Source organism: Bowmanella pacifica, from assembly GCF_014645355.1.
Taxonomy (GTDB): Bacteria; Pseudomonadota; Gammaproteobacteria; order Enterobacterales; family Alteromonadaceae; genus Bowmanella; species Bowmanella pacifica.
The window spans coordinates 191,719-216,333 of the sequence record NZ_BMLS01000001.1 but is presented as its reverse complement, the minus strand read 5'-3'; the positions used below and the strand labels follow the sequence as shown (position 1 = coordinate 216,333).

At 47.9% G+C, this 24,615-nt stretch carries 17 protein-coding genes; 12 read left to right on the top strand and 5 right to left on the bottom strand.

What is annotated here, in order from left to right:
• From IEX02_RS00905 to IEX02_RS00890, 4 genes are read right to left on the bottom strand one after another with little or no spacing between them, the layout of a single operon-like run.
• On the bottom strand, positions 1-1,587 hold the full coding sequence (locus tag IEX02_RS00905; RefSeq protein ID WP_188688914.1) for a TIGR03016 family PEP-CTERM system-associated outer membrane protein: 1,587 nt from the start codon (positions 1,585-1,587) through the stop codon (positions 1-3).
• Positions 1,584-2,501 (bottom strand): XrtA-associated tyrosine autokinase, encoded by a 918-nt coding sequence (locus IEX02_RS00900; protein ID WP_188688911.1) that lies wholly within the window; start codon positions 2,499-2,501, stop codon positions 1,584-1,586. The genes IEX02_RS00905 and IEX02_RS00900 overlap by 4 nt, the downstream gene beginning before the upstream one ends.
• Positions 2,498-4,102 (bottom strand): XrtA system polysaccharide chain length determinant, encoded by a 1,605-nt coding sequence (locus tag IEX02_RS00895; RefSeq protein WP_188688908.1) that lies wholly within the window; start codon positions 4,100-4,102, stop codon positions 2,498-2,500. The genes IEX02_RS00900 and IEX02_RS00895 overlap by 4 nt, the downstream gene beginning before the upstream one ends.
• A gap of 23 nt (positions 4,103-4,125) precedes the next feature.
• Positions 4,126-4,755, bottom strand: coding sequence for an XrtA/PEP-CTERM system exopolysaccharide export protein (locus tag IEX02_RS00890; protein ID WP_188688905.1), 630 nt, complete (start codon positions 4,753-4,755; stop codon positions 4,126-4,128).
• A 172-nt stretch (positions 4,756-4,927) separates the two neighbouring features.
• On the opposite strand from IEX02_RS00890, the gene IEX02_RS00885 reads away from it, so the two are divergent.
• The 12 genes from IEX02_RS00885 (at position 4,928) to IEX02_RS00830 (ending at position 20,440) form a co-directional block, all read left to right on the top strand.
• Complete coding sequence (locus IEX02_RS00885) at positions 4,928-6,340, top strand: TIGR03013 family XrtA/PEP-CTERM system glycosyltransferase (protein ID WP_188688902.1); 1,413 nt, start codon at positions 4,928-4,930, stop codon at positions 6,338-6,340.
• Positions 6,341-7,186, top strand: a complete 846-nt coding sequence (locus IEX02_RS00880; RefSeq protein ID WP_188688899.1) for an XrtA system polysaccharide deacetylase — start codon at positions 6,341-6,343, stop codon at positions 7,184-7,186.
• Entirely contained in the window at positions 7,183-8,217 is a 1,035-nt protein-coding gene (locus tag IEX02_RS00875) for a FemAB family XrtA/PEP-CTERM system-associated protein (RefSeq protein WP_229701968.1), read from the top strand. The genes IEX02_RS00880 and IEX02_RS00875 overlap by 4 nt, the downstream gene beginning before the upstream one ends.
• A gap of 5 nt (positions 8,218-8,222) precedes the next feature.
• Complete coding sequence (locus tag IEX02_RS00870; protein WP_188688896.1) at positions 8,223-9,428, top strand: TIGR03087 family PEP-CTERM/XrtA system glycosyltransferase; 1,206 nt, start codon at positions 8,223-8,225, stop codon at positions 9,426-9,428.
• A 31-nt stretch (positions 9,429-9,459) separates the two neighbouring features.
• Positions 9,460-10,866 carry an exosortase A gene (gene xrtA / locus IEX02_RS00865; protein WP_188688893.1) on the top strand — a complete coding sequence of 469 codons (1,407 nt, stop codon included), beginning with the start codon at positions 9,460-9,462 and terminating at the stop codon, positions 10,864-10,866.
• A complete protein-coding gene (locus IEX02_RS00860) occupies positions 10,856-11,998 on the top strand; it encodes a TIGR03088 family PEP-CTERM/XrtA system glycosyltransferase (protein WP_188688889.1) in 1,143 nt (380 codons plus the stop codon). The genes xrtA and IEX02_RS00860 overlap by 11 nt, the downstream gene beginning before the upstream one ends.
• 12 nt (positions 11,999-12,010) lie before the next feature.
• Complete coding sequence (locus tag IEX02_RS00855) at positions 12,011-13,912, top strand: XrtA/PEP-CTERM system amidotransferase (protein ID WP_188688887.1); 1,902 nt, start codon at positions 12,011-12,013, stop codon at positions 13,910-13,912.
• A complete protein-coding gene (locus IEX02_RS00850; RefSeq protein ID WP_188688882.1) occupies positions 13,912-15,114 on the top strand; it encodes a TIGR04063 family PEP-CTERM/XrtA system glycosyltransferase in 1,203 nt (400 codons plus the stop codon). Before IEX02_RS00855 ends, IEX02_RS00850 begins: the two co-directional genes overlap by 1 nt.
• A gap of 53 nt (positions 15,115-15,167) precedes the next feature.
• The gene (locus IEX02_RS00845) at positions 15,168-16,202 is read left to right on the top strand and encodes a glycosyltransferase family 4 protein (protein ID WP_188688879.1); all 1,035 of its coding nucleotides are present in this window, start codon (positions 15,168-15,170) and stop codon (positions 16,200-16,202) included.
• Positions 16,202-17,551: a phenylacetate--CoA ligase family protein gene (locus IEX02_RS00840; RefSeq protein ID WP_229701967.1), complete on the top strand. Its 1,350-nt coding sequence runs from the start codon at positions 16,202-16,204 to the stop codon at positions 17,549-17,551. The genes IEX02_RS00845 and IEX02_RS00840 overlap by 1 nt, the downstream gene beginning before the upstream one ends.
• A gap of 79 nt (positions 17,552-17,630) precedes the next feature.
• Positions 17,631-18,950, top strand: a complete 1,320-nt coding sequence (locus tag IEX02_RS00835) for a putative O-glycosylation ligase, exosortase A system-associated (RefSeq protein ID WP_188688875.1) — start codon at positions 17,631-17,633, stop codon at positions 18,948-18,950.
• On the top strand, positions 18,944-20,440 hold the full coding sequence (locus tag IEX02_RS00830; protein WP_188688872.1) for a lipopolysaccharide biosynthesis protein: 1,497 nt from the start codon (positions 18,944-18,946) through the stop codon (positions 20,438-20,440). The genes IEX02_RS00835 and IEX02_RS00830 overlap by 7 nt, the downstream gene beginning before the upstream one ends.
• A 24-nt stretch (positions 20,441-20,464) precedes the next feature.
• Here the strand turns inward: IEX02_RS00830 and IEX02_RS00825 are convergent, their stop codons facing one another.
• On the bottom strand, positions 20,465-24,529 hold the full coding sequence (locus tag IEX02_RS00825) for an Ig-like domain-containing protein (protein ID WP_188688869.1): 4,065 nt from the start codon (positions 24,527-24,529) through the stop codon (positions 20,465-20,467).
• Positions 24,530-24,615 lie beyond the last annotated feature (86 nt).

Here is a 24,615-nt window from a genome sequence, read left to right as displayed (position 1 = left end):
CTAGAACTTGTAGCTGTATTTAAGTGACAGCCTAGTATCCTCCAGCGCCCGGTTAGCCTGATCTGTATCGCGGTCAAGATACCGGAGTGACAAACTAAGGTCCGCCTTTTTCGATAGAGCCCTATCCAAAGCTAACTTGTAGCTGACAACCTCTTCATCATAGAAGGTACCTTGTAAGGTATCATTACGTGAATACTCTCCATGGGCAATAAGCTTGGTTTTAGCTCCCAGCTTATAGGTGAGTGTCAGCTGTGCAGCCCGGGTTCGTTGCGCCCGCATTGTTTCCAAATACTCCAGGTTGCTATAGCTGTAATTGAAGTACATGGAAAGTTTGCGTTTGTCATAGCCTAAATTGATAAAGGCTGATTCGCGAATAATGATTTCGTCGGTAAGCTCATTCTCAAAGGTTGGAATGCTGATTTGGGTTTCGTCTACATCTGGTTCATAGTTGGGGGAATCCGGCATAAAGCACTGAGAAAAATCCAGACTACCTTGAGGACAAACCAGCACAATAGGTGCGCCAGGCACTAATTGCAGCTGTGAATAACTGGTGAAACCTTTCTCATAGCCAACACGGGTACGCCAGGAGCGGCTGTTATGATTCAAGCTGAAGTTATAATTATCGCCAAAAAAGCGTTTATCATAGGATGCCTGGACGCTACTTCTGGGGCTTAGTGCCCAATTGAGATCAAAGCCAACATAGTTGGTTTCTTTGCCCTCATGCTTAAATTTATTGTATGTCACACCCAAAAAACTGCCAGAAGCCCGGCGCCATTCAAGCCCTGCCCCATAGCTTTTTGAACTGATGTTTTCTTGTTGTAGGCCACCACGTAGGCCTTCATTATTGTAATCAGAACCCACAGCAATTAAGTGCAGATCTGACAAAATACCGACTCCTATCTTGGCCGATACGCTTCTGCTGATAACGTCGGGTTGTGCATCCCGCTTGGTCTTCTCGTAATTCGCATTAATATTCCAAAACATGCGAGTAATTTCTTGGCCTTGGAATATGCTTGCTCCACCGCTATAAGAGTCACTGTCTATATCGGCAAATTGATTTTGAGCGGATGGGTTACTACGGGTACGAGACTCACCGGCCCTGGCGAAAAAACTCATGCCCAGATAAGCAGGGCGCTGCGGCGAAAAACTCATCGAAGCATTATTGGTTTGAACCGTACTGAGTTCTTCTGCGTTAAGTATTGGGTCACTGATCCCGCTGTCTATCCCAAGTTGAGCTCGGTGGATACGATTACTTTGTGCTGTGAATAGTAAACGCCTATCCCAAAAACCCATTTTTGAGTTGAAATTGACGTCAGTGAATTCTTTATCCAGCTCCGCACTGTTTTCACTTTGCTTCACCGTCGTGTTCTTGATTCGCAGAGCAGCATTCAGCAACTGACTTTTGTAAGTTGTCGCAAGCACGGGCTCCAGCATCAATGCATTATTGTCACTCTTCTCATCCGTGTCTGGGTGCTTGGTCTCATACGTGACAGCGGACACGTCCAACACAGGCCTAAACGTTAGCTCTCCGCTTTGCACTATTAGTGGTTGCAGTGCAATTGCACAAGCTACGCTGACACGCTTCATGCATCCTTCTCCTTGGGCCCCATAGAGTAGTAGCCATAACCGTATTCTTCTCGCTTGGAGCGCTGCGCCTTATTGACGATAAAGCCTTTCGCCATATCCGGGTTGAGCGCCTCTAAAGCGGTTTGAATATCGGTCAGCTTGGTGCGACCTTCTTCCACGACAATAATGGCCTGACCGGCCAAATTGGCCAGGATAGCGGTTTCGTTTACCCCCAGCATAGGTGGCGTATCGAATATGACAACCCTATCCTGATAACGAGAGGCAAACTCCTGCACCGTTTCCAGCATTTTTTCACTGGCCAATAACTCTGTAGACAAATGGTGAGTTTTACCGGCAGGGATGATGCGTAAGGTATCGATGTTGGTGTGATACATCACCTCCGAGATATCGGTGACCTCTCCGAGCAGATACTCCATCAGACCATTAGGCATCTTTTGATTGAGGGTGCGCATCACGTTTGGACGCAGCACATCGGCATCAACCAGCAACACGGTTTTGTCTTGCTCAAGTGCGATACTCAAGGCCAGGTTAATGGCGTTGTAAGTCTTACCTTCGTTCGGGTTAGAACTGGTGACCATGATGATATTGGGATTATTTAAGGTCTTTGCCAGCGGGCCAAAGGCATTACTTAAAACCTTGCGCTTAATGGTTCTGAACTCTTCATTAATTTTAGTGCGCTTGGTTGAGCTGGAGACAAAAGCTTCGTCATCCAGTTCCAGCAATATCATGTCTTTATCGTGCGCCGAGGTTTCCTCTGTACCATGGCTGACTGGCGATGACGTGGCAATATCATCCGCGACAACACCGGAGTCAAGGGCTTCGGAGGATGCTGTTTGTTGCTGCTCTTGGGCTGCTTCGGCCTGTCTGGCCTGCTCTGCTTTTTGGCGTTGCAACGCCTTTTCTATGGTGCTCATAGCAGTCCTCCAAACAATTGTCTGGGGAAACCGCCATACACGGCTTCAATCCAGACCAGTAGCACAAAACCGAACAGCAAGACCGAAGACGACATGGCGAATATAACCAGACGCTGCTTGTTCTGCTGGTTTAATTTTTCTGCGTCGCGGTGTGAAACCAAACCAAATACCGGAGTTTTAAAGTGCTCTATCAGTTGTTTGTAATTAACAACCACAGGGTTTATCTGGCTGACCAGGAAAGCAATACCAAATCCGGAGCCAAAACCGACAAGCAATACCAGAGAGTAGAAAACAATGCGGGCAGGACCCGCAGGTTTGGTTGGTAGCAGCGGTGGATCTATCACTCTGAACTGCACATCGTCTGTGGTGGCTTCCGCTTTTCTAGAAAGCTGAGCAGACTCACGGCGCTGCAGTAACTCTTCATATTTGGTTTTGGTAATGCCGTAGTCACGGTTAAGGCCGGTCAATTCGGCTTCCAACTCCGGGATTAAATTGATTCTTTCTTCCAGTGACTGAACGTTGGCCTGGTAGTTATCAACTCTGACCTTGATTGAGGCAATTTCACTTTCCAAGTTAGCAACGGTGATCTTCATTTGCTGATAGACCGGATTCTGATTCAGATTACCAAACTGGCTGTATGTGCCTGAACTTTGCGCCACTTCACTCATACTTTCCAATTGCGCGCGCCGGTCTTCCTTTAACTGGTCCAGTCGAGCCCTGGTTTTAACAACATCAGGGTGCTCTTCTGTGTAGCGAATCAGCAAGTCATCCAAACTATTTTCCAGATTGGAAATCCGGGCATCGTATTGTGTGGATATTCCGCTGTTGTCAGATAGTTCGGGGGTAACCAAGCCAAACACGGGTTCTTCACCCTGTAATTGTGCCACAGCTGAAGCCAACTGCGATTCAAGTTCTTTTAAACGCAGTTTTGCTTGCTCAAGTAACCCTCGCTCATTCTGTAACTGGGCGTAGTAGTCGCTGCTGCCACCGGGCAATACCTGCTGGCGTGAGCGCTTGAACTCAGCCAGACGCTGCTCAGATTCCATTAAACGCTGCTCATATTCACCTATCTGCCGGTCTAAAAACTCTTCAGCAGAATCACTGCTTTGTCTGGTGCTACCCAGATTAGACTCGATAAATTCGTTCAAGGTAATTTGCACTATACGTTGCGCGAGGGCTGGCGTATTAGATGTGTAGCTGATGGTATAGATATTGGCATCACGGGTGCTGCTAAGGCTTATATCACCACGGAGCTTTTCTATCATTTCGTCAAAATCTGCGCTGGTCTTGGCGGAAATATCCAGATCCGCCTCCCTGGCAATTTTTTCCAAATTAGGTCGACTGAGCAACGTGCGAGCAACGAGGTTTACTTGTTGCTCGGGATTGTTCTGAAAAGCCAATCCCCTGAGCAGGGGACGTAAAAGACTATTGGTGTCTACGAACACACGCGCGGACGACTCATATGTATCAGGAAGCGATATGACATACAGCCAGCCAATAGGGCAAATTAGCCAGGATGAAATGATGACATAACGCTTCTTTATCCAAATCCCTTTGAGATAGGTCTGGATCTGGTCAATAACCTGTTGAAATCCAATCATACTTTCTACTGCTGTGGGGAGGTCTAGAACCAGGCCTCAGGAATAATCAGGATATCGCCTGGAAGCAAATCCACGTTCTCGGAGATATCACCTGATTTTACCAATGAATCAAGGTAGACAGAGTACTCCATTTGCTTTCCATCTACGACCCTGATCAATTTGGCGCTATCACCGGCGGCAAATTCGGTCAGGCCGCCCACGGCAATCATTAAATCCAACAATGTCATGTTTTCTTTATAGCTGATAGCTTGCGGATTAGTGGCTTCACCTATTACGCGAACCTGCTCACTGAAGGGGCTGGAAAACCCTGTCACACTGACGGTAACAATAGGATCGCGAATATACTTAGACAGTACTTTTTCCATGTCACGGGCCAGGGCTGTGGGCGTTTTGCCAGAGACCTCGACGTCTTCTACCAATGAGGTGGTGATTTTTCCGTCCGGGCGCACAATAAAGGAACCAGAAATTTCTGGGTTGCGCCAGACGAAAATTTCCAAATTATCACCGGGGCCAATCAGATAATTATAATTATCTGTGGATGTGGTTAAGGATGGTTGAGTGGTGGCTGGCGGCAGCGTTTGTACGCTGCAGGCAGAAATCCATGCCGTGACAAAAATAATCAAGGCTAGCTGAGTGGCTCTGATGGCGTTCATGTTAGTCATATTCCTTACTTATGGACTTCGTAGACTTAAGTCTGGCAAAACTATCTGTTTTCGCATTAACATGTTGCAATATAATGCTATGACAAAATAAGTTAGTCTATCCCTAATACTTTTTTAACCTGACTTTTTGAACTAATAATTTTAATAGTAAAGGAATTAATCTGTGAAGGCTGCCAACAGGCGTCAATCTAAACGCTCAAATATACTGGTATTATTGGAAGGCGCGCTGATTGCTTATCTTGCCTATATCGCTAATACACTGATTTTGCAAGTTTCCCATACACCTCCACCTTCGGTTAATCAACTGGCATTCAATGTTATACTTTTTACCTTCCTGGTATTAGTTTCAGCACTGTCTGTTGGTTTGTACGAACCTAAGTTGCGCGAGACCTTTCGAGGCATCATTCGACGTATCTTTGTATGTGTTGCGTTAAGCTATTTTGTTATGGAGTTGATCACTAGCACATTTTTAATTGAGCTAGCCTTACATCCATATTACTTGCCCACAGCGTCGGGACTTATCATTCTGGCGTTGGTTTTATTCCGCTACTTTTCTAACCGACTTGGTTTGTTGGGACTGGGCAAGGTCAGATTGATTGTTCTGGGCGCAGGTGAACGCGCGTCAATTATTGAAAAGCGCATGCGCCGTGAAGTAGACAGAATTGGTTTTGATTTGGTCGGCTTTATTCCTATTCCAGGGGATGATCGCAGCAGTGGTATTCAGGCTGAAAAGCTGATTCATGTAAAAGTCGACGAAAATTTTCGGGACTTCTTACAGGAAAACGATATTGAAGAAGTGGTCATCGCCTGTGATCAGCGCCGTGGTACGCTACCCATTGAGATTCTCTTTGATTGTCGCATCCGCGGAATTGAAGTGGTGGATATCCTGGATTTTATGGAACGAGAAACCGGGCAGATAGTGGTTAATTTGATTTATCCAAGCTGGGTTATCTATTCCAACGGATTTTCCAGTCAGAATTATCTGCGCGATATGCTTGATTATGGCATCAACGCGTTTCTGGCCTTGCTGGTGCTAAGTTTTACCTGGCCGTTTATGTTGATAACGGCCTTGCTCATATACTTAGAAGACGGCTTTCGCACCGGTGCATCGGTTTTCTACAAACAGGAGCGGGTGGGGCTGAACGGTAAACTGTTTAAGATCATTAAGTTTCGCAGTATGCGGCCAGATGCAGAGAAGGATGGCGCTAAATGGGCCACCCAAGGCGATAGCAGGGTGACACGTGTAGGCAACTTTATTCGTAAATACCGTCTGGATGAACTACCTCAGTTGTGGAACGTATTGAAAGGCGAAATGAGTTTTATTGGACCGCGTCCCGAGCGCCCAGAGTTTGTTGAACAACTCATTAAGCAAATCCCTTATTACAATCAGCGTCATAATGTTAAACCTGGCCTGGCAGGTTGGGCACAGCTTAACTATCCCTATGGGGCAAGCGTTGAAGACTCTATGGAAAAGCTGAAGTTTGATTTGTACTACGTAAAACATCAAAGCTTACTGTTGGATATTTTGATCCTGATCCGGACAGTGGAAGTGGTACTGTTTGGAAAGGGACGATAAATGAAAGATTTGCATACTTGTTTAAATGCGATGACGGTGGATGTGGAAGACTTCTTCCATGTGTCTGCTTTTGACAAGATTATTACTCCTGCGGATTGGGACAGTTATAAGCCCAGGGTAGATGCCAATACCCGACGTTTGCTGGATGTCTTTGCCCAGCATGGTGTTAAGTCGACGTTTTTTATCTTGGGCTGGGTGGCTGAACGTTACCCAGAGCTGATTAAAGATATCCACGCTCAGGGACATGAGATTGCTAGCCATGGTTATTCCCATCGCCGTGCTTATGAACAAACGCCAGAAGAATTCAAGGCAGACGTCCTGCGTTCTAGGGATCACCTGCAAGATCTGCTGGGGGAATCGATTGCGGGCTATCGGGCGCCCAGTTTCTCTATCGGCTACTCCAATGAATGGGCTTTTGAGGTATTAGCAGAATTAGGATTCCGCTACAGCTCCAGTACCTATCCGGTTAAGCATGATTTATACGGTACGCCGGACTGGCCAAGGTTTGCTTATATGCGACCGGAAAACATCATCGAAATACCCATTCCCACCTTGCGAATTGCAGGCAAGCAGGTTCCTATCGGGGGAGGCGGCTACTTCAGGCTTTATCCTTATGGTTTGACCCGACATCTGGTTAGAAAGTATCTGGAGAAGGAAAAGCAACCTTACTCATTCTATTTTCACCCTTGGGAAATAGATGCCGACCAGCCCCGCCTGAAACAAGCGTCTGCGAAGTCCAAGTTTCGTCATTATGTCAACCTTAAACATACTGAATCTAAGCTGGAGCGCATGCTTGAGGATTTTAACTGGTCAACGATGAAGGATGTGTACGGGGTTAATGCGTGATTGAAGTTGTAAAATTCCAGGGAGATGCTGAGCTTGCCGCACAGTGGGATAGCTATGTTGAGCAATGCGACGCTGCTACGTTTTTCCATTTAAGTGGATGGTTGACGGTCAACGAAAAAGTCTACGGTCATATTGGCCATTACCTGTATGCAAAGCAAGGGCAGGATATTGTTGGCGTATTGCCTCTTGTTGAGCAGAAAAGCCGTTTATTTGGCCATGCGCTGATCTCCACGCCCTTTTGTGTCTATGGTGGTGTGGCTGCGAATAATGAAGATGTGCAACGTGCGTTAGAAGATGCGGCAATTGCGCTGGCTCAGCAACTTGAGGTGGACTACCTGGAGCTGCGCAATAAGGTGCCAAGCAGTCATCCTCAGTTGGTTGAAAAATGCGCTCATTCGTATTTTGCCTGGCCTTTGCAGGATAATCCTGAAGCCATTTTAGCTGGGGTGAAAAAGAAACAGCGGGCGGTTATTCGTCATTCCTTAAAAGCCGACCTGAGCTACAAGGTAGATAGCGACACGCAAACTGCCTATGACATCTACTCGGAAAGTGTTCGTAATCTGGGCACCCCAGTGTTCCCCCGTGAATATTTTAATCAACTGCGTGAGATATTCGGCCATCGCTGCGATGTGTTAACCGTCGAGCATCAAGGAAAGGCCGTCTCGTCGGTGCTTAACTTTTATTTCCGTGATCAGGTACTGCCTTATTATGGTGGAGGGCTCCCCCAGGCTCGCGAGCTCAAAAGCAACGACTTTATGTATTATCAGTTGATGTGTTCAGCCAAAGAGCGGGGCTATGGGCAGTATGATTTCGGCCGCAGTAAAAATGACTCCGGTGCCTATCAGTACAAAAAGCACTGGGGAATGGAGCCTACAGCGCTACATTATCAGTTTTGTCTGGTCAAGGCTCCCGCACTGCCCAACTTGAGCCCGAACAATCCCAAATATCAGTTCTTTATCAAAGCCTGGCAGAAGCTGCCGCTGTGGGTAAGCCGAGCGCTAGGGCCAATGTTGTCTAAATACCTGGGATGAAGCATATGAACAAGGAACCGTTACTTTTCTTATGCCATCGTATTCCGTTTCCACCCAATAAAGGGGATAAGATCCGTTCCTTTCATATTTTGAAGGAATTAAGTCATCGTTATGACATTCATCTGGGAACCTTAGTGGATGACCCTAATGACTGGCAGTACGCTGATGTCTTAAAGCAATACAGCTGTGACCAATTGGTGCGTCCGTTGCGTCCATTGTGGGGGAAACTTAAAGGTTTGTTGGGGATGTTGCTGGGCAAGCCTATTTCACTGACCTATTTCCATGACTCGCAGTTACAAAGGTGGGTTGACCACAAGATCAAAGCCGAAGGCATTCAAAAAGTGTTTTTGTACAGTTCGGCTATGTGCCGTTATGTAGAAAAGCAGCCAGGCTTACATCGGGTTGCTGATTTTGTTGATGTGGATTCAGACAAGTGGCGCCAATACGCTGAAAAAGCCACCAATCCGTTGATGAAAGCCGTTTATACCTATGAAGCTAATACTCTGGCTTGTTATGAGCAGAAGATAACCCGCGATTTTGATGCGGTGAGTTTTGTTTCTTCAGAAGAGGCTGCGTTTTTTGCTAAGCCCTTGGCTGCCGAATTAGCCGCTAAGGTGTTTGCTTTTCCCAATGGGGTGGATACCGCGTTTTTTACCCCCGCAGCCGCAGGACAGTCTCCCTTTACGCAACCTTATCTGGTCTTTACCGGTGCCATGGATTACTGGGCCAATGTTGATGCCGTGGTGTGGTTTGTCAAACACGTCTGGCCTGGTATTCGAAAGCAGCACGCGGATCTTCAGTTTGCCATTGTCGGTGGTAATCCGACCGAGAAAGTATGGCAGTTAGCTGAAGTGGACGGCGTCGTGGTGACGGGTAGGGTGGAAGATATCCGGGCGTACATCGCCCATGCCACCTTCGCGGTAGCGCCGCTTCGAATTGCCAGAGGGATCCAGAATAAGGTGCTGGAGGCCATGGCCATGGGTAAGTCTGTAGTGATGACACAAATGGCGGCAGAAGGCATTAATTTACCGCCTTCTCAGTTGCCCATGGTGCACGATGAAGCCGATGATTTTATGCGTTGCTGTCTGCAACTTATTGCAAATCCACATACCGGCTCGCAAATCGGCCAGGAAAATCTACATTGGATTGGTGCCCATTATCAGTGGCAGGCTGTTATGGATAAGCTGGTAGGGAAGTTAAATCATGACTAACAGAAAGCCTGGCCATCAGTTATTGTTCCTTATGTCGCTTATCTTTTTACTGTGGGGGATTTTGTTTTTCCCTACGGTCATGGCGACGGTGGCGATCTGGGAGCGCTCTGAAACTTTTGCTCATTGTTTCTTAATACTGCCTATCTGCATTTACCTAATCAGACGTAACTGGCCACGCTTAACGCAACAAAAAGTTGCACATAATTACTGGGCTTTATTGCCGATCTTTGGGTTGCTGATACTTTGGTTATTTGGCAGCCTGGCTCAGCTTGCCGCTGTCGAGCAGTTTGCGACATTCGCCTTACTGCCTATGTTTTATTGGTTAGTTTTGGGGAATGCAGTATGCCGTAGCATGCTGTTTGCGTTGTTGTTCTGGATGTTCAGTGTGCCGGAAGGGGAATTCCTGATCCCCTGGTTGCAAGATGTGACTGCGGACATTACTGTTGCGGCGCTGCGCCTAACCGACATTCCTGTGTTCCGAGACGGTTTGTACATTGCTGTGCCTGGAGGCCTGTTTGAAGTGGCCGTTGCATGTTCGGGTATCCGTTATCTGATAGCTTCCTTTTCACTCGGTACTTTGTTTGCGTATCTGACTTATCAAAAATGGCATAAGAGACTAATTTTTATAGCATTTTCTTTGCTTTTGCCGATCGTTGCAAATGGATTGCGCGCTTTTGGTATTGTGTTAATTGCTTATATGTCTGATATGAAATATGCCACTGGCGTAGATCATTTAGTTTACGGTTGGCTGTTTTTTGGCATTGTCATCTTCGTTATGTTCAGCATCGGCAATATTTGGCGAGATCCTGAACGGAGCGATGTCCCCCCCCAAGTCCAAAGTACACAAGCGTTAACCTTCAAGCGTTTTACTCCGGTTATACCTTTATTGTTGTTATGTTTGTCAGCCATCTTGTACAAGCACTCAGCCGCCAACCTTAAGCCAGCGGGTGAGCCGGCCTTTCTGATGGCTTTTGATAACTGGAACAAGGAATCAGCAAAGACTTGGTATCCTGTCTTTAAAAATGCGAGCACAGTGCGCAGGCTTGAAGAAGGCGAAACTGAGGTGTTTTTTATCTTTTACAATCGCAACGATGAGACTGCGGAGATGATAAACAGCCTGAATCAGTTGTATCTCGATAGTGTTTGGTCGAGGGTGTCGGTATCCGCCAAACCAGGCTACCAAGTAATGGAAATAACCAATACCTTAGGCCAGCGTCGATGGGTGGCGCATACCTATGTGACGGCCTGGCAGCAAACCCCAAATACCCTGGAAATCAAACTTGGACAAGCTTTGCAGGCATTGCTCGGACAAGTGCAAGCGGGCCTCGTCGTGGTTATCTCAGCCCCAGAAGAGGCGTATGCCGATCAAGCCGAATTTGAAGCTGCAGCTCGTCACTGGTTTGCACAAGATCTTCGAGAGGGCTTGCATGAGCAATAAACCCGTCCATATTGCCCATGTTATTTACCGGTTTGATACCGGTGGCTTGGAGAACGGGGTGGTGAACCTGATCAACAACCTGCCCGAGGCTGATTTTCGTCACAGTATTATTACCCATAAGGGGGTTAATCCGACCTTTGCCAGCCGGGTGAAGACCACTAACGTCGAATACTATGACCTGGAAAAAAAGGACGGCCATGATTGGGGGGTCTATTCGCGGTTAAATAAACTGCTAAAGACGCTCAAACCTGATCTGCTGCATAGTCGAAATCTTGCCACCATCGAAAGTCAATTGGTGGGCTGGTGGCGACGTGTGCCGCTGCGCATTCATGGTGAGCACGGCTGGGATATGACCGATGTGGGTGGAACCAACCCCAAATACCAGAGACTGAGACGTTTTATAAAGCCCTTTATCCATCATTTTGTGGCTTTGTCTTCCGAAGCGCGTATTTATCTAACCGATAAAATAGGCGTACCCGCCGGTCGGGTTACGCATATCTGTAACGGTGTGCAGTTGGACAAATTCGACACTGTGCAAACTGCGCAAGGCCCGTTACCTGAAGCGTTTTTCAGCAATGCCAGCCTAGTGTTTGGCACGGTTGGACGACTAGCTGATGTGAAAAACCAACAGTATTTAGTGCAAGCGTTTTCTCAGTTAGTGGCAGAGCAAGGTGAAGCGGGGAAGCAGCTGCGTCTGCTCCTGGTCGGTGATGGTGGCACCCGCACTAAGTTAGAGCAACAGGTTGAGCTTGCGGGTTTACAGACTCAGGTTTGGTTTGCCGGTGATCGGGCCGATGTACCGGCGCTTATGCAGCGCATGCAAGTGTTTGTGCTGCCGTCTCTGGCAGAAGGCATTTCTAATACCTTTTTGGAGGCTATGGCCAGTGGGCTACCTGTGATTGCCACTGATGTAGGTGGTAACCCTGATTTGATGCCGCCTGAGCATAAGGCAAATAATTTAATTCCAGTTAACGATGTCGGTGTGCTGGTCAGCGCTATGACTCGCTATATAGCGCGTCCTGAACTGGCAGGACTAGAAGGCGAACAGGCACGACAACACTGCCACAGTCAGTTCAGTCTGGCTAACATGGTAGGAAAATATCAACAACTTTATCAACGAGCAGCGCGCTGAGGACGGATTAGAATGTGCGGAATAGCAGGTATATTTCAGCTTGGAGAACAGGGGCAACCTGACCCGCAGATTTTGTCTGTGATGAATGACAGGCAGCAACATCGTGGACCTGATGCTGGGGACTATTTTTTTGATCCTGGTGTCGGGTTGGCCCATAGACGCCTTTCCATTATTGATTTGGAAGGCAGCCCGCAGCCGATGCTAAGTGCCTGTGAACGCGCCTGCGTAGTATTTAACGGCGAAATTTATAATTTTCGCGAATTGCATAAGGAATTGTCTACTAAGGGGTATCAGTTTAAGACCCATGGCGATACAGAAACCATACTGAATGCTTGGCTGGAGTGGGGCGAAGACTGTGTCCATCATTTGCGCGGCATGTTTGCTTTTGCTATTTGGGACAGGCAGCAGCAATGTTTGTTTATGGCCCGTGATCGCCTGGGCATCAAGCCCATGTATTACAGTCTGCTGAGCAACGGTGAGCTGGCCTTTGGTTCTGAACTCAAAGTGCTGAAACAGCACCCGCTGTTCGACAACCGCCTGCGTGAAACCACTCTGGAAGATTATTTTACCTTCGGTTATATACCTGAGCCGCATACAGTGTATGAGCACAGTTACAAGCTTTCTCCTGGGCACTGTATGTTGGTACGTCGTGGAATGACCGCATTGCCTGAGCCGCGACAATACTGGGATATCCCCACCGACTGGCAGACGCCACTGAGCGAAAGCGAAGTGCAGGAGCAACTCATTGACAGGCTTAAGGAAGCCGTCGATATTCGCATGGTGGCGGATGTGCCTCTGGGGGCATTTTTGTCCGGCGGGGTGGACTCCAGCGGTGTGGTTGCGTTGATGTCGCAGTTGCAATCTGATCCCGTTAATACCTGTGCCATAGGCTTTGATGTTAAAGCCTTTAATGAAACCGAGTTTGCGCAGATGGTAGCCGATCGCTACCAGACCAACCACAGGGTTGAAACGGTCAGTCAAAATGACTTTGATTTAATAGATAAACTGGCCGACCTCTATGATGAGCCTTATGCCGACAGTTCTGCAATTCCCACCTACCGGGTCTGCGAACTGGCGCGCAAGCATGTGACTGTGGCCTTGTCAGGTGACGGTGGCGATGAGCTGTTTGCCGGTTATCGTCGCTATAAAATGCACCTGCACGAAGAGCGGGTGCGCAATTTGTTGCCCTTAGGATTGCGCCGGCCATTGTTTAAACCCCTTGGCAGCCTGTATCCAAAGCTTGATTGGGCGCCTAAGTTCCTGCGGGCTAAAACGACCTTTCAGTCGATGGCCATGGATACCGTACAGGGCTACCACAACTCTATGTCCATTTTGCGCGCCGATGAGCGGGCTAAGTTGTTTTCTGCTGATTTCCGTCAGCGCTTGAATGGCTACAGTTCTTTAGCGGTATTTGAACGCTATGCAGACAAGGTTAAACACCTGGATCCAATGAAAATTGCCCAGTATCTGGATATGAAGACCTATCTGGTCGGCGATATCCTGACTAAGGTTGACCGGGCGTCCATGGCACATTCTCTGGAGGTCAGGGTACCGATTCTCGACCATAAGTTTGTCGAATGGGCATTTAAAACCCCGTCTAATCACAATCTGCACGACGGCATTGGCAAGTACTCGTTTAAAAAGGCGCTGGAGCCGCATCTGCCTGAAGATGTGTTGTATCGCAAGAAAATGGGCTTTGCCGTACCACTGGCTGATTGGTTCCGAGGTCCACTGAAAAGCCGACTGTATGACAACTTGCTCTCAACTCAGATGCTGGACGCTGGCTATTTTGATGAGAAACAGATTCGCAAACTGATTTCCGACCACGTTAATGGCCTGCGCGATAATAGTGCGCCATTGTGGACCATGATGATGTTCGAGTCTTTCCTGCGCCAGCAATCGGGAGCGGCATAATGAAAATTCTGCATGTGCTGGATCATTCCATTCCACTGCACAGCGGCTACACCTTTCGTACCCGCTCTATTCTTAAGCAGCAGCATGCGTTGGGCTGGCAGACTTGTCATGTGACAAGCCCCAAACACGGGGCCTTTGAGCAGGATATCGAGGAAGTGGATGGCTTACGTTTTTATCGTACGTCAGCCTCGCCGGGCTTGCTGAGTAAGATCCCGGCAGTGAATCAGATGGCCCTGATTGCCCCCATGCGCCAGCGTATTTTGGAGGCCATTGAGCAGGAAAAGCCAGATATTATCCATGCCCATTCCCCTGCATTAAATGGCGTGGCTGCGCTGCAGGCCGGGCGTAAGAGTGGTTTGCCTGTGGTGTATGAAATTCGCGCTTTTTGGGAAGATGCCGCAGTTGACCATGGTACCTGCAGGGAAGGGGATCTGCGTTATCGTTTAACCCGCAAGCTAGAAACTTATGTGGTAAAGCATGCCAATGCGGTGACCACTATCTGTGAAGGGCTGCGTAATGACCTGCTAACCCGTCAGGTGCCCAGCGATAAGATTACAGTGATTCCCAATGCGGTGAATATTGAACAGTTCAATCTTATTGAGCATAAGGATGCTGCACTCTTAAGCGAATTGGGCTTAGAGGGCAAGCAAGTATTGGGTTTTATTGGCTCGTTTTATGCCTATGAGGGGCTGGACTTACTGGTCAGGGCCATGCCACTGGCACTGGCTGCTAATCCAGATATTCGCCTGCTGTTGGTCGGTGGTGGCCCACAGGAAGACAATATCAGGCAACTGATTAAAGAATTAAATCTGCAGGATGTCGTGGTGATGCCAGGCAGAGTGCCGCATCAGGATGTGTCACGTTACTACAGTCTGGTCGATTTGTTAGTTTATCCGCGTAAGTCTATGCGACTGACCGAATTGGTTACGCCCCTTAAGCCTCTGGAGGCCATGGCACAGGGTAAGCTTTTGTTGGCCTCTGATGTGGGTGGGCATCGCGAGTTGATCGCGGATGGCGAAACGGGCTGGCTATTTGCCAGTAATGATATTCCCGCCCTGGCAGAAAAAATCCGCACTGTGTTTGCCGACCCGGGCTGTTGGTCGAATATTATCAAGCAAGGTAGGGCTTTCGTAGAGAATCAGCGTAACTGGGCTAACTCCGTGGCCCGCTATCAGCCTGTTTACCAAGCATTAAAAGGGTAGGGGGAACGGTGCGAGTTTGTATTGTCGGCCCCATTCCGCCGCCAGCAGGAGGTATGGCTGGGCAAACCCGTCAGTTGGTAGATTTGCTGAACGGGCAGGATCTCGATGTGGCGCTGGTGGCGACCAATGCCGCGTATCGTCCTGCTTGGGTCGGTAAGATTCCCGTATTGCGCGCCCTGTTCAGACTGCTACCGTATTTTCTGACCCTTTATCGCGAAATCCGCCGGGCCGACGTGGTCCATATGATGGCTAATAGTGGTTGGTCATGGTACCTGTTTGCTATGCCTTGTATTTGGGTTGCCCATTGGTTGAATACGCCGGTGATAGTTAACTACCGTGGCGGACATGCAGAAAGCTTCTTTCAACGCTCTTGGTCAAAGGTGCGCGGTAGTATCAAGAAAGCGGCCCGTGTCGTGGTGCCCTCTGGATTTCTACAGCAAGTGTTTGTCCGTTATGACACCGATGCTGAGGTGATACCCAATATCCTGGATGCCGAGCGTTTTTGTCCGGCGATTCATAAGCTACCGGCCTCATTACATCTTATCAGTACCCGCAATCTGGAACATATTTACGGTAATGATGTGATATTAGAGGCTTTTGCCAAGCTGGAAAAAAAATACCCTGAAGCTCGATTGACCGTGGCAGGCTCTGGACCTCAGCAAAGTGAGCTGGAGGAGCTGGCCGAGCGTCTGGCCATTGCTGACAAGGTGACCTTCTGTGGGCGGTTGAATCAAGTGCAAATGGTGGCTTTGTATCAGAGTGCTCATTTGATGCTTAATGCCAGCCGGGTGGATAACAGTCCCAACTCACTGATTGAAGCTATGGCCTGCGCTGTGCCAGTGGTCAGCTCAGATGTGGGCGGCATTCCTTTTTTGCTGCAAAGCGGAGAAAACGGCTTGCTGGTCAGTCCGGATGATGCCGAAGCCCTGGCCGAGTCTGCATTAATGTTGTTGGATGACAAATCGCTTTATACCAAGGTGCAGCAAAATGCGTTGATAAGTGTTGAGCGCTTTCATCAGGATAAAGTTATAGCTCAATGGATAGCGCTGTATCGCGCGCTGTGTAGTAAAACAGATAAGGCTAACTGATGTCATTGTATACCCGTGTTGTTTCCAGCTTTCTCTTTCCCTTGCATGAGCGCCTGAAAAAGCATACTACAGTGCGTATCCGCAAAGCACTGGAACATAGCCAATGGCAGTCGCCTACTGAGCTGAGAGCAGTGCAGTCACAGCGCTTGGCTAACTTTATGCAAAAGATTTATGCCCAAGTGCCTTATTATCAACAGGTGTTTGATGAACTGGGTTTGAAACCTACAGATATCACGTCCCCGGCTGATTTAGCCAAGCTGCCATTTCTAACTAAGAGCATTATCCGCGAGAATTTTTCAGCCTTAACCTCTTCCCAGGCAGGCCCCTTACAGCGCTTTAATACAGGCGGCTCCAGTGGCCAGCCGCTGGTGTTTTTGCTGGGTAACGAACGTGTTTCTCATGATGTAGCCGAGAAATGGCGGGCCACCCGTTGGTGGGGGGTAGATATCGGTGATACGGAGATTGTCGCCTGGGGCTCCCCCATTGAGCTAGGGGCTCAGGATAAGGTGCGTTTAGCCCGAGATAAGTTGTTCCGTTCCACCTTGATTCCGGCCTTTGATATGACCGAGCAAAAACTGCTGGGCTTTATTGAGCAGATTCGCACTCTTAGACCCAAAATGTTGTTTGGTTATCCGTCGGTGTTTGAATTAATTGCCAAAACCGCGAAGAAGCAAGGAATCCGGTTAGATGACTTGGGTATTAAAGTTGCCTTTGTGACATCGGAGCGCCTCTATCCTTACCAGCGTGAGACCATATCCAGCGTATTTGGCTGCCCGGTGGCCAATGGTTACGGTGGCCGGGATGCGGGGTTTATTGCTCATGAATGTCCGTCCGGGGGCATGCATATGTCCTTTGAGGATATTGTCGTCGAAATTGTTGACCCGCAAGGTAACCCGTTACCTGCCGGGCAAAGCGGCGAAATAGTTGTGACTCATCTGGGAAACAGCGAATTCCCCTTTGTGCGTTACCGCACGGGCGATATTGCCACCTTGTCGGATAAAACCTGTGCCTGCGGCCGTGGTTTGCCTATGCTGGAGTCCATTGAAGGACGAAGTACCGACTTTGTTGTTGCCGCCGATGGCACTGTGATGCATGGGCTCGCTCTTATCTATATTTTACGTGATTTGCCAGGGATTGAAGCCTTTAAAGTCACTCAAGAGACTTTGTTGCAGACTCGGGTTCAAGTCGTTGTGAAAGAGGAATTGACCGATGCGATGACCGAGCAAGTACAGGCTGGCTTTCAAGCCAGGTTAGGTAAGGATGTTAGTGTAGAGGTGGAAGTTGTAGACGAAATTCAGCCCGAAAAGTCTGGGAAATACCGCTATGTAATAAGCAAGGTTGCGCCATGATAGACAGTTTTTATCTGTTAGCGGATATTGCCGCAGTTTGCTACCTGTTTTACTGGTCCAATAAACAAGGAGGGGATCAGTGAGGGATATATTTTTTGTTGGCTTTCTGATCTATGCCATCTATTTCACCTTTAAGCGGCCTTACATTGGCGTAGCAGCTTGGATATGGATTGCACTTACCGCACCTAGTCAGTGGGCGTTTGGTTTTTCGCAAAGCTTGAGATTAAACCTGACCATCGTATTAGTCACTGCACTGGCTTATATGTTTTATAGGGATAAACCTAAGTTTGTGTTTACCAAGCTGCACTTCTGGGTTTTTGCTTTTTGGTTTTGGATGCTGATATCCAGCATTTTCAGCTTACGTATTGATGATGCCTACACCTGGGAAAAGATGATTGAGTTTACCAAGGTAGTGGCATTGTTTTTGTTTATCACTATGACGGTAAGGCGGACTCACGAAGTTGATACGCTGATTTGGGCTATGGTGCTATCTATCTCTGCATATGCCGGGATGGAGGCATTAAAATTCTTAATCTCTGGTGGTGGACACCGAATTGTGGGACGGGCGGGGATCATTATTGATCGCAATGACTTGGCCGTGGCGATCAATATGTGTATTCCGTTTGTAGTCTATCTGTGGGCTAAAACTGAGCATAAAATGCTGAAGCTTGGCCTGCTGGGTTTGTTGCTTTTGAATGTTCTCGCCATCATTGGTACTTATTCCCGGGGCGGTTTTATTGGCCTGTGCGTTCTCGCTATTGCTTTTTGGCTTAAGTCTCAGCGTAAGATACTGTTTCTTATCTTGGCATTAATTTTATTGCCTATTGGTTATGGCCATGCCCCGGAAGAGTGGAAAGAGCGGCAGCAGACAGTTGAGACCGCTGCTACCGAGGATGGCTCTTTTATTGGTCGCTTATGGGCATGGAAGATAGCTACTCTTATTGCTTTAGATAACCCCATGACCGGAGGGGGGTTTAAGGCCACCACAGACCCTGTATTATGGGCAACTTATGCACCGGATACACCGTACTTTGGGCCTATCGAAACCCCGCCTATTCCGCCAGAATTAATTCCTAAAGCGGCGCACAATATTTATTTTCAGGTTATGGCGAGCGCTGGTTTTGTGGGGCTGTTTTTGTTCTGTTGTATGTTGTTGTCGAGTTTGTTGCAAAGTCTACGCAATCGGATTGGCTCGCACTCACTCAAAAAAGGCCTGAACCTAGAAAGTGCCATTGTTTTGTCATTGGTGGGCTATGGCATCACCGGGCTGAATGTAAGCCTGGCTTATTTTGATCTTCTGTATGCCATTATTGGTGTTATTGCAGTGGTGGGAATACAAAAAAAGCAGGCTGAAACTGCTCCTTCTGGTTGGGCAGGTAGGCAGAACCAGAGATGGTAAAAGAACAAGAAAAACAACAAAGTACCGAGCAACAGACCGCAAGCATTCACGGAAAGCTATTTAGCGGCTCTGTTTTTATGCTGTTGACCCGCCTTATCGTCAAAGGCATAGGTCTTGTCAGTTCAATTATTCTGGCGAGGCTTTTAGTACCAGAAGACTTCGGGTTAGTAGCGATTGCAACGGCCGTTTTTGCTTTTATAGAGCTATTTGGTGCATTCGGCCTGGAAACCGCGTTGATACAGCGTCAGACCAAATGCGAAAAAGACTACAACACCGCCTGGACCTTTAAAGTGGGATTTGGGTTGTTTACCGCGCTGGTGTTACTGGCTATTGCGCCCCTAGTGGCAGAGTTTTACAACGACCCTCGTTTGACTGAGGTTATCTGGGTTATCGCGTTGACAGCCTTTTTAGGCGGCTTGTCGAACATCGGAGTTGTAGACTTTCAAACGAATTTGGACTTTCGTCGAGAGCTGAAATTTCAAGTTGTTCCTAAGTTACTTAGCTTTTGTGTCACTGTTACCTTGGCGTTCACGTTGCAAAATTATTGGGCTTTGGTATTCGGTATGTTGGCCAGCCAGGCGATTAGATTGATTGCCAGCTACGTGATGCATCCTTATCGACCTCAATTCAGCCTGGCTTCTGTCGGAGCATTATTTAGTTTTTCTAAATGGCTATTACTCAACAATGTACTGTTCTATGTAAATACCCGTCTGACCGAGCTTGTGCTTGGACGTATCTTGTCACCCGCGGCGGTGGGGGTGTTTTCCATTGGTAATGAAATCGCCAGCATGCCGACAACCGAGATGGCTGCGCCCATCAACCGGGCTTCTTTTCCTGTTTATTCTAAGTTCAAAGAAAATCTTCGAGAGTTAAAGCGAGCATATAAAAATACCGTAGCGCTGAGCAGTGGCATCAGTGTGCCTGCGGCTGTTGGCATTTATGCTGTGTGCCCTTTGTTTGTTGAGGTTGTGTTGGGTGAGGCCTGGATGGCGGCTGTTCCGTTAATGCAATGGATAGCGCTCGGCAGTGTTTTAATGGGGCTTTCAACCAATATTGCCTATGTTTTTATGGCCTTAGGTAAGCCTTACTTTTCGTTTATTATTAGCCTGCTAAGGGCGTTGGCCTTTTTACCTTTGTTGCTTTTGTGGGCCGACGAGTATGGATTGCCAGGAGTGGGTAAGGCGTTTTTTATCACATCTGGGGTGATGTTTCTTGCCAGTCAGATCTCAATTATGTGGTTACTGCGGTTGTCAGTCATGGATATTCTGATGCCGATGGTTCGTCCATTGCTAGGGTCATTGGTTTTAGTCATTGCGGTCGAATGGATACTGACGTTTAGCCTGCCAGCTTTTTTAGCGCTTTTAGCGGCGATTGTGGCTGGCATGCTAAGTTATGCGCTGGCTTCCTGGCTGTTATGGCTGCTATTTGGAAAGCCCGAAGGGATTGAGAAAGTGGTGGCGGATAAATACTTTTCATCAAGCAGCCAGTAAGACAACTTACTGGCTGCATTGTTTCTAGTTCCTGACACGGAATGTTTTGTCAGAAAAGCGCAGCTGTTCAACATGCCGCAAGGTATCTACTCCTTCATCGCTTACCAATGCCGTGACAATTATGGTGTCATTGGTAAAGTCAATTCGATAATCACTAAACTTGCCATCGTACAAAACAATATCGAATCCTCGCCAGCCGTCAATTTTATCCGAACCAGGTCCTCCCCGAATGATGTCATTGCCGGCGCTGCCTGTAATGATGTCATGGCCTCTTGCACCATCAATAAGTTCGATGCTGAGCAACTGTACGTCTGAGAAATCCCAAATTACCCGGCTGTTATCTCCACGAATCACATCATAACCATCGCCGCCATCTATGCGTTCTATGCCAGTAATTTCATAAGCGTTGATCACATTGTCATGTTCATCGCCCAATATGATATCGAAACCGTCCCCACCATGAATCCAGTCTTTAGCATGGTCAGTGTCATGGTAAAGAAAAGTATCATTACCTGGGCCTCCCCACATTTGATCTTCATGTGCACCGCCAACGATAACATCGTCACCGGATGAGCCTGTGATGATATCGGGTCCGCCCTTACCTAAAATCACATAGGAATCAGTTCGGCCTGACAGATCGATAAAATCTCTCTGGCTAGTGCCTACTATAGTGCCTCCACTGATGACATTTATTGTCACCTTTGCACTGGCGGTCGCTCCCTTGGTATCTTCAATGGTGTATATAAAGCTGTCTCTGGTTGGGCTGTTTTCCTTGGGCGTGTATTGAATCTCGTTGTCTAGTAGGGTGGCAGCCCCAAACTCAACACTGCTTATCGCAACCACCCTCAACTCATCCCCGTCTTGATCGGTATCGTTAGCCAATAGGTCGTAGGCGCTAAATACGGTCGTTTCACCGTCTTTAGCCTCAACTTGGTCGGCATTAGCCTGTGGGGCCTGATTCGTTGGAACTACCTGAATATAGATATGGGCTGCAGAGCTCTCGTTCCCGCTGGACAGCTGGTACTGGAATTCGCTGGAGCCCAGTTGCCCACCTTGCGACGTAAACACTAATGTACCATCGCTTTGTGCTTGGAGTTGGCCAAATTCTGATGATGTCGTGCCAACAATCTGGGTTTGAAAGGGTTGGTCAGCAGGGTGAACATCATTTTGCACTGGATCGAAGCTTCGCGACTTATTGACTTCGACCTGAATGAAGTCCGGCGCCGCATACACGCCAGAAAAAGGCACTTGGTTCAAGTTGGCTCCGGTCTGCGGCATTGACTGACCAGGCTCAATAGCCCCCATATGAGTCGTGGTTGACGAGCTGGAGGAGATGCCAGGAATGATTAAGCCCTGCCATGCGGCCTGAGATTCCTGATGCAGTTGCAAGGAAATGTTCTCAATATCGCGAAATTCAGAAAAGGGTTGATCAACTACCCTGCTGTCGTACTGGGAAAACAACTTGTCCAGGCTGACTAGCACATCATTATTACCTAAGGCTGAGTTTTTCCATTCGGCAAAATTGGGTTCGCTAACCGCCCAAGGCAAAGACTCTATATTGAAAGCGAATTTGCCGTCGGCAGTCCAGGCGTTGTAATCCATGATAGTGAGGGCATGTTTGGAGTCATTGCGTAAGACTGTGTCGCCATTGCCGCTGCTGACGAAAAGGTTGTTACGAATGTCTAGTAAGCGTATTTGACCGCTATTGTTTACCCAGGCATATGTGCCACCGTACTTGATCTCAGAATCACTGCGAATAAAGGTATTGTGGTAAATCATCATGCCAGCTGGGCTGTCTTGTTCGGGCTTGATTTTTAACGGGCCTCTTCCTGCATTTATTACCATATTGTGGTGGGCATAAACCGGCCCTCCCCAGACAGGTTGGAAACTCAGCCCATTAGCTAAATTAGCCAGCAGGTTGTGATGAACAGATACATTACGTAAGGAGAAATCAAACTCTATCCCGTCATCACCAGACCAAAGCACTTTGTTGTGGTGCATGTTAATGCTTTTATTGGGAATGCTGCTTTGCCAGCTCATGCCCAAGGCATCGCCAAACCCAGATAAGGTATTGTTGGATACTTCAATATCCTGACCTGTTACTACTATACCTTCATAGTTCCAAGTGCTGCTGCTGGTGTCTCCAATCTCTGCGCGCCCCTCAAGAACATTATTATGAATACGCAAAGTTCGATGCCCGCCTTTTGCGTTAATGCCTATACTGATATTTGCTATGCGGGTACCAGCAATTAATACATCCTCAGTACTGCCTAATAATCTCACACCTGTATCTGCGTTCTGTATAGACAGGTCTCGTATATGGATATGGTTGGCATTAATACTCAATGCACTGCCCTGACCGCCGGCATCTATAGTCGCCAATTGACCTACACTACCCTTTATTGTGATGGGTTTGTCAGGTGTGCCACTAACCTTAATGAGCAGCTTGGTATTGTAGATACCGGGCGCCAGTTCAACAGTGTCACCAGGGCGAAGGTTTTGAATAGCCTGGTTTAGCTCAGCTGCGCTTGCAACCGGCACAGTTCTGCCCGTTGGAGGGGCCTGAACATCTACTGGTGATGAGGTAGAGGCCTGTGAAAACAAGTCTTTCGTATACCCATCAGGATCGGTAAGACTGACTTTAAACTGATAGTCCGTGGCAGGATGCAGTCCAGTGACAATGCCGGCAAAGGCTGAAGGCGATAGCCCAGTGTTGTTTTTAGTATTTCTGACCAGTTCGGGACGAATGCGGAATAGGTCGAGGCTGCGCTGCCATTCCTCTTCAGAGGTCTTTTTTAGCCACAGTGAAGCACTGGCATTGAAGTTTTTATCTCCTGCCATAATAGGGAGTAGAAAAGACACCGACGTGGCTGTAGTGCCGTCGATTTCTAATTCATCAGGCTTGATAGTATTTAGATCTTCTGGGTTTGCGTTTGGTACCCAGGTCCAAACACCATCACTGCCCAAGCCATCCTCCGCATTTTGCAAGCCAACAAAGAGATCGTCTTGTTCGAGGTATACGAATTTCTCAAAGACACGATTTGCGCCTTGGCCACTGCGGCTTGGTGTGTTTGCTTGGTTTTCGTTCCAGATAACTTCAAAACGTTTAGTTTGAGGACTCCAAGTCACGACCTCCGGGCCGCCATTCCATATATAGAATTTGCTATCGGTAGGCCGGTAATTAAAGGCGGCTTGGCGAAAATCCATAGTAAAATGCAGCTCCTCCAGTGGAGGATAGCTGGCAAGTTTTGTGGCCTGCAGATTGTTACCTATAACATCAAGTTGATAAATCCCCTGATCGTGCGAGCTATAAAACTGCCCTGTTTCTGGATGAACAAATACGCTGCCGATGTTTGAAGCACCGCCAAGGCCGGTCACCGTGGTGAAATATTGCTGCCGTCCATCAGGTTTGACCAACATTCCTTTGCTGCCTGATTGGTTGGATAAAAACAGCATGTCGCCGTTTTTTCTTACACCTGACATGGGGTAAGGGAAATGATGATCTATGGTATACGACTTCCACGTTTTAGTGCGTGGGGAGAATTCCCATAACTTCGGTACACTTGGCTTGTGCGGCGGCAGATTCACACCTCCATAACCCGATGTGCTGATGAACCAAAGACTCTGTGTAGCCGGATTCCACAGCATGCCATCATAAGTATGAGGCACTAATGGGGTGCTTTCTGGCAGGTAAACAGAGTGTTCCGGTAACTCTGCGTGCGGTTCAGCTATGACTAATGGTGCAGGATCGGTGAGTCTTGCCCAGCTTTTTTGTTCGACATCGAATTGGTAGACTTCATTGCCACCGTAGTCGGTGTGCCCACCTCCGAAAAAGTATATTTTATTGTTGGCTGCATCAAATGCACTGCTGTTCCACGCCAGAAAAACAGCTTTAGGGCCAATAACCCCCCAAAAATCAGCACTGTTAGTTGCGCTAACTAGTTCGTCATGGGCTTCTTTTGTATAGGCTACATCGTTGAATTGATTGGTTGTCGATAACTTCTCCCAATCGGCTCTGGTTTCGAACGGAAAAAGCCCAGTTATGCAGAGAAATAAACTAACGATTGGAACGGACACTGTTTTAAGCATGATGATTTTCTCGTGTAACGGCTTTTAAACTTATCAAGTTTAGAGTACGGAGGTTACAGTTCAGGCCGAATAACAAAGAGATTCAC